An 11,777-nucleotide genomic window follows, 5' to 3' on the forward strand; every position below is an offset into this window, starting at 1 on the left:
GTATATTCGGTTCAGAGATGACTTGGCTCACAGTCGCTGAGGCGTTCCTGCCGAATACTGGAACCAGCCGCACGGCAGTCATTCACGATGCAAAGGAGCATTCCACCATGGTGCGCGAGCTTTCACACTACGTAGACGGCCAAAGGATCGATGGCACATCCGGTCGGTTCAGCGATGTCTACGATCCATGCACGGGCGAAGTGCAGGCGCGGCTTCCGCTGGCCAGCGCGGACGAGGTCCGCAACGCGATTGCAAATGCAGAAAAGGGCCAGCTCGAATGGGCGGCCATGAACCCACAGCGCAGGGGACGCATCCTGCTGAAGTTTGTGGACCTGGTCAACGAGAACATGGACGAGCTCGCCAAGCTCCTGTCCTCCGAACACGGCAAAACGTTTGCCGACGCCAAGGGCGACATCCAGCGCGGCATCGAGGTAGTCGAATTCTCCGCAGGGGCGCCGCACCTGCTCAAGGGTGAGTTCTCGGACAACGCGGGGCAGGGCATTGACGTGCATTCCCTGCGCCAACCGCTGGGCGTGGTTGCGGGCATTACGCCGTTCAACTTCCCGGCCATGATCCCCCTCTGGAAGTCTGGACCAGCGCTCGCAGCCGGCAACGCCTTCATCCTCAAGCCCTCCGAACGGGATCCCTCTGTTCCGCTTCGGCTCGCAGAGTTGTACAGCGAAGCCGGCGTTCCCAACGGCGTCTTCAACGTGATCAACGGTGACAAAGAAGCAGTGGATGCGCTGCTCGAAGATCCGCGCGTCAAGGCCATTGGCTTTGTTGGCTCCACGCCGATCGCGCAATACATCTACGCCACGGCTGCGGCGCACGGGAAGCGTGCCCAGTGCTTCGGCGGGGCGAAGAACCACATGGTGATTATGCCCGACGCCGATCTGGACATGGCTGCCGACGCCCTGATTGGTGCCGGCTACGGTTCCGCAGGCGAACGTTGCATGGCGATTTCCGTTGCAGTCCCGGTGGGCCAGGAAACAGCAGATGCCTTGGTGGCCAAGCTGACCGAGCGCGTCAAGGACCTCAAGGTTGGGCATAGCCTGGACAAGGACGCTGACTTTGGTCCCGTGGTTGCTGCCTCCGCGAAGGAACGGATCGAAGGCTACATCCAGTCCGGCGTTGACGAAGGCGCAACCCTTGTCACCGACGGCCGCGGGCTCACTGTGGACGGCTATGAGGGCGGCTTCTGGGTTGGGCCCACGCTCTTCGACAACGTCACGAAGGACATGAAGATCTACAAGGAAGAGATCTTCGGCCCGGTCCTCAGCGTGCTGCGCGCGGCTGACTATGACGAAGCGCTCAGGCTCTGCAGCGAGCACGAGTTTGGCAACGGCGTCGCAATTTTCACCCGCGACGGCGACTCCGCCCGCGACTTCGCCAGCCGGGTCGAAGTGGGCATGGTGGGCATCAACGTCCCCATTCCCGTGCCGATCGCGTATTACACGTTTGGCGGCTGGAAGGCCTCCGGCTTCGGCGACCTCAACCAGCACGGCGCCGACGCCTTCCGCTTCTACACCAAGACCAAGACCGTGACGTCGCGGTGGCCCTCCGGCATTCGACAGGGCGCCAGCTTCATCATGCCGGCAGGCAGCTGATGGGGGCTTTGGACACAGAAGACGTTCTTTTCCAGCGCCGCGGCCATCTTGGCATCGTGACGCTCAACCGGCCCCAGGCAGTCAACGCCCTCAGCGCGGGAATGGTGAAAGCCATGCTCCAGCAGTTGACTGCCTGGGCTGACGACGACGCCGTGGCAACCGTCCTGGTGCGCGGCGCCGGCGACCGTGGGCTGTGCGCCGGCGGGGACATCGTGGCCATCTATAAGGACATGTTGCAGGGCGGAACGGAAACGGCGGAGTTCTGGGCCGACGAGTACCGGCTGAACTCGCTCATTGCCCGTTACCCCAAGCCCTATGTCGCCTTCATGGACGGGTTGGTGCTGGGCGGCGGCGTTGGGGTTTCGGCGCACGGCTCGGTGCGCATCGTTACTGAGCGGACGCGCACCGGCATGCCTGAGACCACCATTGGGTTCGTGCCCGACGTCGGCGGCACCCTTTTGCTGTCCCGCTCACCCGGGGAGACGGGAACCCATGCGGCCCTGACCGGCGCCCACCTCACGGGGGCAGATGCCCTGTTCCTCGGCCTGGCGGATCACTTTGTGCCGTCCGAAAGCCTGCCCGCACTGGCGGAAGCGTTGGAAAGCTCGACGGCGGAGGTCGCCGTCGAGCGCTTTGCCCAAGCAGCGCCGGACTCGGCCCTGGCCGCCCAGCAGGAGTGGATCAACGCGGCCTATGCGCATGACGACGCTGAGGAGATCGTGCACAGTTTGCGCTCGCTGGGGGATTCTTCGCCCGACGCCGCTTCCGCGGCCGACACCATTGAGGCGAAGTCGCCCACATCTGTGAAGGTCACTTTGGCATCCTTGCGACGCGTCCGTGGGATGTCGCTGGAGGAAGCGCTGGACCAGGAGTACCGGGTGGGATTGCGCTGCCTGGCCGGGCCCGATTTTCGGGAGGGGATCCGCGCACAGGTAGTGGATAAGGATCGGAACCCGCAATGGAAGCCCCCCACGTTGGCCGAGGTACGCGAGTCCGACGTCGAGGGCTACTTTGCGCCGGTCGGTGAGCGGGAGTTGGGGCTCGCCGCTTTGGGTGCTGACGCTACGTGACACTCCGCTTGCACAGCCAGATTGTCCAGGAAGTTGCCCAGCCAGTTTGTTAGCCAGTTGAAGGAGACGACATGACAGAGAACGCAGCCGTGCCAGATATCCAAGCCCCGGCAACGGGACTCATCGCTTTCCTCGGACTCGGCCATATGGGCGGACCCATGGCGGCCAACCTGATCAAAGCCGGGCACGACGTGATCGGCTATGACCCCGTGCCGGCCGCCGTTGAGGCAGCCAAGGACCACGGGATTCCCATGGCGTCCACGGCGCAGGAAGCCGTGGACGGCGCGGCCGTGGTGTTGACCATGTTGCCCAGCGGCAAGCACGTGCTGGAGGCGTACCGCGGTGTTGACGGGCCCGGGCTGTTGTCGGTTGCCGCGCCGAACACGTTGTTCCTGGATTGCTCCACGATCAATGTTGACGAGGCCCGGGAGGCCGCTATCATTGCTTTGGAAGCGGGCCACCGTTCCGTGGACGCCCCGGTTTCCGGTGGCGTTGTGGGTGCCGAGGCCGGCACCCTGACCTTTATGGTGGGCGCATTGCCGGAGGACTTTGAGACCGTCAAACCCATCCTGGAACTCATGGGCAAGAGGATCGTGCACTGCGGGGATCACGGTGCCGGGCAAGCAGCCAAGGTTTGCAACAACATGATCCTGGGTGTGTCCATGATTGCTGTCGCCGAAGCCTTCGTGCTCGGGGAGAAACTTGGACTGACGCACCAGGCACTGTTCGACGTCGCTTCCAACGCTTCCGGGCAGTGTTGGGCCCTGACCACCAACTGTCCTGTTCCCGGTCCCGTGCCTACAAGCCCGGCCAACCGCGACTACCAGCCGGGCTTTGCGGGAGCACTGATGGCCAAGGATCTTCGGCTGGCCGTCAATGCGTTGGAAAGCACAGGAGTTGCAGCGGAGCTGGGACCGTTGGCATCCCGGATCTACGATGCCTACGCCGCCGGCGAGGGCGCCGGACGTGACTTCTCGGGCATCATCACGGACATTCGCGATAAGTCTGTGTGAGAGTTCTGTACATGACGTTGGGTGAGAGGGAGAGCATGACGGAGCAGTACGGGAACATCCTGGTGGAACGCCGGGGCCGCGTGGGTTTGGTGACGTTGAACCGGCCGCAGGCGTTGAACGCGCTGAACACGGCACTCATGAACGAACTTGTGGACGCCGTGACAGCGATGGACACCGATCCTGACATCGGCGCAGTGGTCATCACAGGATCCGCCAAGGCGTTCGCGGCAGGCGCCGACATCAAGGAGATGTCCTCCAAGAGCTACATGGAAATGTATGCGGCGGACTGGTTCCGTCGCTGGGAGGACCTGACCAGGCTCCGCATCCCCGTCATTGCCGCGGTCTCCGGCTTTGCCCTGGGCGGGGGCTGCGAATTGGCGATGATGGCGGACTTCATCATTGCCGGGGACAACGCCAAATTCGGCCAACCGGAAATCAACCTGGGTGTCATTCCGGGAATGGGCGGCTCCCAGCGGCTCACACGTGCCGTTGGCAAGGCCAAAGCGATGGACATGGTCCTTACGGGCCGTTTCATGGACGCCGAGGAAGCTGAACGCTCCGGACTTGTCTCCCGGATTGTCCCCGCAGCCGAAGTGATTGACGAGGCAGTGAAAGCCGCCGAGGTCATCGCTTCCAAATCCAAGCCCGCAGCCATGGTGGCCAAGGAAGCCGTCAACGCCGCGTTTGAAATGGGTCTGGCACAGGGCGTGCTTTTCGAACGGCGCGTGTTCCACTCGCTTTTCGCCACTGAGGACCAGAAGGAAGGCATGGCCGCGTTCAGCGAGAAGCGGCAGCCCGAGTTCAAACACCGGTAGTTGATTGGCCACGTTTTGGGATGCGCGAGGATAGACTCGTTGGCACCGACAAATGGGGAGAGAACATGTCAACGGAGATCGTTCAAACCGGCCAAACGGAAGCATCCGCCCAACCGATCAACCGCCAGGCCATCGTGGCGGCAGCGATGGCAGTGCTGGCCCTTGTTGGTCTGTTCTTCGCGGGGATGGCCGTCATCGCAATCTTCGTTGTGGGCGCAGGTCACGTGGCCCTCAACCAGATCCAGCAACGTGGAGAACGCGGACGTCCCTTCGCGATTGGTGCCCTGGTTGTTGGCTATGGCATCGGCCTGCTGTCCTTGGGCTCAGCCCTCATTTTCTCGTTTACCTCCGGTATTCACTAAGGCTTTCTCCGTCACGACCCGCTAGTTGCCCCCTCTTAAAGAAGGGATAGCCAGGCAACGAGGTGGGGGACGCGATGACGGCTCGGTTCTGCAATAACGATGACTGCTTGCAAGGCTGGCACTGGACACAGCTTGGGGAGTTTCCTGAGCCATGCCCGGAGAAGGTTGAGGACGAGCCGCTTGCTGTGGCTTCGGACAGCACGACGCCGGCCGGGCAGTCAGACTGACTATCCGGCCGGCGTCGTTATTTTCTTGGGCTATGTGGCCCATTCAGCAGATTGTCCGGCTCCTTTCCGCGTGCATCGGGTCCGGCCAGTTGCCGACGAAGTCGGGCCAAAAGCCGATATCCCGGCTGGCGGATACCCTTGCGTGGTTGCGGACGGGAATCTGGATCTTGCGAAGCATGAGTGCCTCCTGACTGATGAATATGCCTGCGGCGGTTGTCGCAGGTCGTGGTGCCTGCCAAAGCAGGAACCACCGCATCAGTCAGGTCGGGACCCTGGATCGTACGAAGGTTGTGGTGCTGCGCTTCGTTGCGGGTCCATGACAGGTCCAGCTCGAGGCGGGGGCAACGGTGAGAGGACGTCCGGAATGTCGGATGCTCCCGGGGCCGAGGCGCTTGAGCCCCGGGCTCCTGATGAGCCCGCAGCGCTTGGCGTCAAGGCTGGATGAAGGGGCGGGTCCGGAACGGGATTCACGGGACTGGGCATTGCCGCGGGCGGAATGCCCACAGGATCATGGATTGAAAAGGGCAGGGGCAGGCTGATGCCTCCGAGCAGAGGTGCCCCGGCTTGCGTGGATTGGAGTACGACGGCGAGGGGCAGCGTGGGAGCGCCTGCGGGCGAGGTAGTGGCGTCCCGGAGGGTCGGCACCGCAGGCGGGGCGACGTCTAGCGGGGTTGGTAACTGGTTTGGCACCGAACCCGGCAGCGGGTTTGGAACCGGGCCGGGCAGTGGAGGAAGCGGAGGGCCGGGCAGCCCGGGCAACTCCGGCACGTCGGGTAGGCCAGGCAGCGCGGGCACTGGAAGCGCGGGCACTGGGAGTATGTCAGGTACTTCGGGCAGGAGGCCGGGGACATCCTCCACTGGAAGTAGCCCCTGTACCTCGGGAACTTGGCCGACGAGCGGGATTTCGGGGACGGCCACCGACGGGAGTACAGGAACGGCGGGAACACTTGGGATCGCTGGTGCGGCGGGTAGCGCGGGAACTGCCGGAGCAGCAGGTAGTGCGGGAACTTCGGGAACCGCCGCGAGCGGGTCCAGCGTGGAAGCCACTGAGCCCACAGTGTCAGCCACGGACTTAAGGGACGGCGCCAGCGACGTCTTCGAAGTCTGCGTGACCGCCGCGGTACCGCCCGGCAGCGGAGGAATGACAGGCCCAATGTCCGTCGCTGCCGAGGAAGGCCCGGCCAGCCACATCATCCATGCGGTGGACCCCAGCACAGCCAGGAGGAAAGCGCGAAGAAGTGCGCTGCGGCGCTGTCCTCTTCGGCGTTGTCCCGGGTCCTTGGCCATGGCTCCCCCCAACTGCGGCAATGGAACTTTAGGATACGCTCGCGAGCGCCGTGAGTCACTCCTCCGTGAAGTCACCGGCATCCCGGCGGAAGGTGCCCAGGACGCGGATAAGGTGATCGACGTCGTCGTCTCCGAAGCCCGAGTTGCCGAAAACCTCAGAGTTGAGGGCCGCCGTCGCCTTCTTCGCGAGAGTGCGGCCTTCGGCGGTGAGTTCGATCAGCGTGGTCCGCCCGTCCGTTGGGTGCGGGGAACGGGCCACCAGGCCGGCTTTTTCCAAACGGTCGACGGCGTTGGTCACCGAGGTGGGGTGTACCTGCAGGAGCGCACTCGCCTTGTTCATGGGGAGCGCGCCGCTGCGGGCGAAACTCAGCAGCGCGAGGAGTTCGTAGCGTGCGAAGGTCAGTCCGAACGGTTTGAGGACGGTTTCGATGCGCGCAAGCAGGATCTGCTGTGTGCGCATGATCGCGGTAATGGCAGCCATGGGCGCGGCAACATCGCCCCAACCATGCCGTTCCCAGTTGCGTTGGGCGTCGGCGATGGGGTCGCGGGGGAGTGGGGTGCCCATGGGCCTCCTTCGGTGCTCGGGTGGCTAGTCTTTCAGATTCGGGAACTCTTCCTCGGTGTACTCCAGGCCGAGACCCGCCGGCAGGGGTCCGCTACCATGCCGGGCCACTTCTGTGCCGCGTAGTTCCACACGCCTGATCTTGCCCGAAATGGTCTTCGGAAGTTCGCCGAATTCGAGTCGCCTGATCCGTTTGAAGGGCGCCAAATGCTCGCGGCAGTATCGCAGGATGTCCTCGGCAACAGCGGGTCCGGGTTCGTAGCCGGCGGCGAGCACTACAAACGCTTTCGGCACCGACAGTTTCACGGGATCCGGTGAAGGCACGACGGCGGCCTCCGCCACTGCGGGGTGTTCGATGAGTACGCTTTCGAGTTCGAAAGGCGACAACCGGTAGTCGGAGGATTTGAAGACGTCGTCGTCCCGGCCCACATAAGTGATGACCCCTTCGGCGTCCCGGCTGGCCATGTCTCCGGTGTGGTAGTAACCGTCGCGGAACGCTTCTGCTGTTTTCGCTTCGTCGCCGAAGTAGCTCTTCATGAGCCCCACTGGGCGGGGGTCCAAGCGCAGGCAGAGTTCGCCGTCGTCGGATTCCTTCCCGGTGAGGGGATCGACCAAGACGACGTCGTAACCAGGCAGCGGCCTGCCCATGGAACCGATCTTCACCGGCTGCGCGGGGGTGTTTGCGATCTGGACGGTGGATTCGGTCTGGCCGAAACCGTCGCGGATGGTCACGCCCCACGCTTCCTCCACCTGGCCGATGACCTCGGCGTTCAGCGGTTCGCCGGCGGACACCACTTTCTGCGGCGGCGAGGTCAACTGTGTGAGGTCCGCCTGGATGAGCATGCGCCAGACAGTGGGGGGTGCACAGAAACTTGTGACTCCTTCGCGGCCCATTTGGTCCATGAGGGCGGCCGCATTGAAGCGTTCGTAGTTGTAGATGAAGACGCAGGCCTCGGCGATCCAAGGGGTGAAAACGTTGGACCAGGCGTGCTTGGCCCAGCCGGGAGAGGCGACGTTGAGGTGGACATCGCCGGGTTCAAGGCCGATCCAGTACATCGTGGACAGGTGGCCCACGGGGTAGGACGTGTGGGTGTGCTCCACGAGCTTGGCGCGCGAGGTGGTGCCGGACGTGAAGTAGAGCAGCATCGTCTCGTCCGCTTTGGTGGGGGCGTCAGGCGTGAACTCCTGCGGTGCGGAGAAGGAATCTCCATACTGTTTGGCTTCCGCGTTGGTGCGTTCCCCGCCGATCTCGATCAGCGTGTAATCGCCCTCCACAGCGGTGAACTTCCCGATGTTGGCGCTACCCACGGCCACCCAGTTGGCACCGCCGCGTTCCACGCGGTCCTGCAGATCGCGGGCACCCATAAGGGTGGTGGTGGGGATCATGACGATGCCCAGCTTTATGCCGGCCAGCATGAGCTCCCAGAGCTCTACTTGGTTGCCCAGCATGATGATCATGTGGTCCCCGCGCTTGACGCCCTCGTTGCGCAGCCAGTTGGCAAGTTGCGAGGACCGCTGCGAAAGGTCCGCAAACGTGCGCCGGGTGGAACTGCCGTCCTGCTCAACGATGACCAGTGCCGGCTTGTTTCCCCGTTCCGGATCGGCAGCGATCTGGTCGAACCAATCCAGGGCGAAGTTGAACTCGTCAAAATGTGGCCATTCGAATTCGCTGTGCGCCTGCTTGTAGTCCTCGCGCAGTTCCAGCAGCCGGTCCCGCGCCGCACGGAAGTCTTCTGTGACTGTCATAGTCCGCCTTTCGCTGGGGAATACTGCCTCGGCGCCGTCGCCGGAGCATCCCGCCTAGTGGTCCACATCACCTTGCAATATACTAGGACATCCAAGGGTTTGGAAGAGCCTGCGTTGGACATGACGAAGGGGTCAAATGCTCGACGAAAAAGCAGCTGCCGGCACCGTTACCAGCGGCGAACCGATACAGAAAGTCCTCCCTCCTTATCCGGAGGCGGACCTGATGCACGTGGTGGACCTGCTTCCTGCGGGGGAGCGTGAGCGGTACGCGGACGTGCGGGAGTTCCTCCAAACGCGGATCCGTGCCGCCAGCATCGAATACTGGAACCGCGAAGAGTTCCCGTTCGGGCTCCTGGCCGAGATGGCCAAATATGGACTCGGCGGGCTCCAGACCGACGGCTCCTCCAAGCTGTTCAAGGGCCTCATGTACACCGAGATTGCCCGGGCCGACGTGTCGCTTTCCGCACTGGTCGGCATCCACAACGAGCTCATTGTCGGCATGATCCACGAACTCGGCTCTCCCGAACAGAAGCGGAAATGGCTTCCAGGGCTGGAGGCCTTCACCCAGTTGGGCGCCTTCGCGCTCACGGAACCGGATCACGGTTCGGACATCGCCGGAGGACTCTCGACGACGGCGCGACGCGACGGCGACGAATGGGTCATCAACGGTGCCAAGCGCTGGATTGGGGCAGGCACGATTGCTGACTTCGCCTTGGTGTGGGCGCGCGACGTGTCCGATCATCAGATCAAGGGGTTCATTGTGGAGTCGGACCGGGCAGGCTACTCGGCCACAAAGATCACCAACAAGATCGGCCTCCGCATCATGCAGAATGCGGACATCACGCTGGACGACGTTCGGATTCCTGCGGATAACCTGCTGCCCGGCGCCACAGCGTTCTCGCGGGCCAATGACCTGTTGCGGGATTCGCGGGCCTGGGTGGGTTGGCAGGCTGCGGGCATCCAGCTCGCGGCCTTTGATATCGCCCGCTCCTACGCCCTGGAACGCAAGCAGTTTGGCAAGGAATTGGCCAGATTTCAGCTCATCCAGCAGCAACTGGCCGACATTCTGGGCAACGCCAACGCCTCACTGTCCTTGATGGTGGAACTGGCGCGCATCCAGCAGGCCGGGAAGCTGGAAATGGTGCAGGCCGCCATGTGCAAGGCGACCACAACGCGCTTGGCGCGTTCGTCGGTGGCCATGGGCCGATCCCTGATGGGTGGAAACGGCATCACCACGGATTACGAGATGGGCAAGCTCTTCGGCGACGCCGAAATCCTGTACACCTACGAGGGCAGCTACGAGATCAACTCCATGATCGTGGCCAGGGCGGTAACGGGAAAGTCAGCGTTCGTCTAAGCCGAAAACGAGAGCATCTCTTCGCCCATGGAACGCTGGCGAAGAGATGCTCTCGTTGGTGTGACTCTGAAGTAACGGCTAGGAACTTTGGGTTAGGACGTGGACAGGCTCCGATGCGGCTTGCTCAGGGGCTCCGGGTTCATGGGACGCTGACCCCGGCGAGGCTGGCTCCGGGGAGGGGGCCGCAGCGGCGTGCTCGGCCAGGACCCCTGTCCGGTGCCTGATACGGAGGCGGTAGAGGAGCGTTCCGCCGATGACTACGGCAGCAACGAACATGACGCCGCCCCACTGCAGGTACCACTCGAAGGGCGGTACTGAGTTGTAAATCTCCGGCCGTGGCCAAATCAGGTTCAGCGTCATCGCGCCGCCCCAGAGCACTGCGAGGATGTTCACGGGCAGCCCCCATTTACCGAGACTGAATCCTGGTTCTGAACCGTCGTCCTTCAGCGGCCACTTCTTGAGGAACCGGCGCCGCAGCATCGGCACCGTGACCAGCAGGTAGGAGAGGTAGATCAGGACGATGCTGATGCTGGAAAGGATGGTGAAGATAGCTGGCTGGGAGATGTTGACGATCAACGGAATCACAGCGACTACACCGATAACGATTGCAGCCACTGTCGGGGTTTTGCGGGTGGGATGCACTTTGCTGAGCTGGCGGCTGAAGGGAAGGTTGTTGTCCCTGGCCATGGCGAACATCATCCGGATAGCTGCTGCATGGACGGCCAGTGTGCAGACCACGACGGCCACCACGATGCAAACCAGGAAGGCTTTGCCGAAGGGGCCGCCCAGCACGGAAAGCACAATGTACTGAAGCCCGCCATCGGCAGCTCCAAGCTTGGGATCGGAAAGATCGGGCGCGGCCAGGATGCCGCCCAGGAGGAGCAGTCCTCCCAAGAGGAAGGACGCCGTAACGGCACGCAGGATGGCCTTGGGGGCAGTGCGCTTGGGGTCCTTGGTTTCCTCGCCCAGGGAACTGGCGGTATCGAACCCGTACATGACGTAGCCGGAGGCCATGGCAGCAATCATGAACACCCCGAAGAAGCCCAGAGGATGTCCTTCGCCGAAACCGGCCGTGTCCAGGAGGACTTCCGGTCCCCGCACGGAATGCCAAATCAGCGCAGCGATCAGCAGGACGGCCGCAACCAGTTCCACAAATACGCCAACGCTGTTGATCATGGTCATGAGCTTCACGCCGAAAGCGTTGATGAGCGTGGAAATGCCGATCATGATGCTGGCAAGGATGACGCCGTTGACGGCGAAGTCGTAAGGCCCTGTTCCATCGCCCACCAGTTGGAAGCCACTCCAGATCTGCGGCAAGGTGATTTGAAGGGCCAAGGCAACGGAACCCAGAGCCATGATCGAGGAAATGAGGAGTAACCAGCCTGCCAGCCAGGCCCACGTTCCGGTGGAGAGTCGTTTAGCCCAGTTGTAGACCGATCCAGCCACTGGGTAGCGGCCAGCAAGTTCCGCAAAGCACAGAGCGACCATTAGCTGGCCGACGAAGACGATTGGCCATGACCACGCATAGGCCGGACCGGCCGTGGAAAAGCCGAAGTAAAAGAGTTGAAAAACGCCGGTGAGGATAGAGATGTAACTGACGCCGGCGGCGAAGCTGGCGAACTTGCCGATGCTGCGGTCAAGGGTTTGGGCGTAGCCAAACTCGTCCATGCCACTGGCATCGCTCTTGCGGGGTCCTAATTTGCTGGGTTCTGACATTCGAACTCCTAACTC

10 protein-coding genes are annotated in these 11,777 nt (G+C 62.8%); 6 read left to right on the plus strand and 4 right to left on the minus strand.

Annotation, left to right across the window (positions count from 1 at the left end):
* Nucleotides 1-107 precede the first annotated feature (107 nt).
* The 5 genes from VUN82_02410 to VUN82_02430 all read left to right on the plus strand — a co-directional run bounded on the left by VUN82_02410 (nucleotide 108) and on the right by VUN82_02430 (nucleotide 4,867).
* Entirely contained in the window at nucleotides 108-1,607 is a 1,500-nt protein-coding gene (locus VUN82_02410; GenBank protein ID XAS74584.1) for a CoA-acylating methylmalonate-semialdehyde dehydrogenase, read from the plus strand.
* Nucleotides 1,607-2,677 (plus strand): enoyl-CoA hydratase/isomerase family protein, encoded by a 1,071-nt coding sequence (locus tag VUN82_02415; protein ID XAS72733.1) that lies wholly within the window; start codon nucleotides 1,607-1,609, stop codon nucleotides 2,675-2,677. The genes VUN82_02410 and VUN82_02415 overlap by 1 nt, the downstream gene beginning before the upstream one ends.
* Before the next feature lie 71 nt (nucleotides 2,678-2,748).
* Complete coding sequence (gene mmsB / locus VUN82_02420; GenBank protein ID XAS72734.1) at nucleotides 2,749-3,690, plus strand: 3-hydroxyisobutyrate dehydrogenase; 942 nt, start codon at nucleotides 2,749-2,751, stop codon at nucleotides 3,688-3,690.
* Between the two features lie 35 nt (nucleotides 3,691-3,725).
* Nucleotides 3,726-4,505, plus strand: coding sequence for an enoyl-CoA hydratase (locus tag VUN82_02425; protein XAS72735.1), 780 nt, complete (start codon nucleotides 3,726-3,728; stop codon nucleotides 4,503-4,505).
* A gap of 65 nt (nucleotides 4,506-4,570) precedes the next feature.
* Nucleotides 4,571-4,867: a DUF4190 domain-containing protein gene (locus VUN82_02430; protein ID XAS72736.1), complete on the plus strand. Its 297-nt coding sequence runs from the start codon at nucleotides 4,571-4,573 to the stop codon at nucleotides 4,865-4,867.
* A gap of 482 nt (nucleotides 4,868-5,349) precedes the next feature.
* On the opposite strand, the gene VUN82_02435 is transcribed toward VUN82_02430, so the two are convergent.
* Genes VUN82_02435 through VUN82_02445 form a run of 3 tightly spaced genes read right to left on the minus strand, consistent with a single transcriptional unit; the run spans nucleotide 5,350 to nucleotide 8,689 of the window.
* Complete coding sequence (locus VUN82_02435) at nucleotides 5,350-6,381, minus strand: hypothetical protein (GenBank protein ID XAS72737.1); 1,032 nt, start codon at nucleotides 6,379-6,381, stop codon at nucleotides 5,350-5,352.
* Nucleotides 6,382-6,436: 55 nt separating this feature from the next.
* Complete coding sequence (locus tag VUN82_02440) at nucleotides 6,437-6,946, minus strand: MarR family transcriptional regulator (protein ID XAS72738.1); 510 nt, start codon at nucleotides 6,944-6,946, stop codon at nucleotides 6,437-6,439.
* Between the two features lie 24 nt (nucleotides 6,947-6,970).
* Entirely contained in the window at nucleotides 6,971-8,689 is a 1,719-nt protein-coding gene (locus VUN82_02445) for an AMP-binding protein (GenBank protein XAS72739.1), read from the minus strand.
* 136 nt (nucleotides 8,690-8,825) lie between these two features.
* On the opposite strand from VUN82_02445, the gene VUN82_02450 reads away from it, so the two are divergent.
* Nucleotides 8,826-10,046, plus strand: a complete 1,221-nt coding sequence (locus tag VUN82_02450) for an acyl-CoA dehydrogenase family protein (protein XAS72740.1) — start codon at nucleotides 8,826-8,828, stop codon at nucleotides 10,044-10,046.
* Nucleotides 10,047-10,124: 78 nt separating this feature from the next.
* Here VUN82_02450 and VUN82_02455 read toward each other — a convergent pair whose 3' ends face one another.
* Nucleotides 10,125-11,762, minus strand: coding sequence for an APC family permease (locus tag VUN82_02455; GenBank protein XAS72741.1), 1,638 nt, complete (start codon nucleotides 11,760-11,762; stop codon nucleotides 10,125-10,127).
* Between the last annotated feature and the right edge of the window lie 15 nt (nucleotides 11,763-11,777).

The sequence above is a fragment of the Micrococcaceae bacterium Sec5.1 genome, assembly GCA_039636795.1.
Lineage (GTDB): Bacteria > Actinomycetota > Actinomycetes > Actinomycetales > Micrococcaceae > Arthrobacter.

What these genes read in the sequence shown, in the direction of transcription:
- VUN82_02455 (XAS72741.1), bottom strand. Translation starts at nt 11,762, where the DNA reads ATGTCAGAACCCAGCAAATTAGGACCCCGCAAGAGCGATGCCAGTGGC.
- mmsB (XAS72734.1), top strand. Translation starts at nt 2,749, where the DNA reads ATGACAGAGAACGCAGCCGTGCCAGATATCCAAGCCCCGGCAACGGGA.
- VUN82_02435 (XAS72737.1), bottom strand. Translation starts at nt 6,381, where the DNA reads ATGGCCAAGGACCCGGGACAACGCCGAAGAGGACAGCGCCGCAGCGCA.
- VUN82_02440 (XAS72738.1), bottom strand. Translation starts at nt 6,946, where the DNA reads ATGGGCACCCCACTCCCCCGCGACCCCATCGCCGACGCCCAACGCAAC.
- VUN82_02410 (XAS74584.1), top strand. Translation starts at nt 108, where the DNA reads ATGGTGCGCGAGCTTTCACACTACGTAGACGGCCAAAGGATCGATGGC.
- VUN82_02425 (XAS72735.1), top strand. Translation starts at nt 3,726, where the DNA reads ATGACGGAGCAGTACGGGAACATCCTGGTGGAACGCCGGGGCCGCGTG.
- VUN82_02445 (XAS72739.1), bottom strand. Translation starts at nt 8,689, where the DNA reads ATGACAGTCACAGAAGACTTCCGTGCGGCGCGGGACCGGCTGCTGGAA.
- VUN82_02450 (XAS72740.1), top strand. Translation starts at nt 8,826, where the DNA reads ATGCTCGACGAAAAAGCAGCTGCCGGCACCGTTACCAGCGGCGAACCG.
- VUN82_02415 (XAS72733.1), top strand. Translation starts at nt 1,607, where the DNA reads ATGGGGGCTTTGGACACAGAAGACGTTCTTTTCCAGCGCCGCGGCCAT.
- VUN82_02430 (XAS72736.1), top strand. Translation starts at nt 4,571, where the DNA reads ATGTCAACGGAGATCGTTCAAACCGGCCAAACGGAAGCATCCGCCCAA.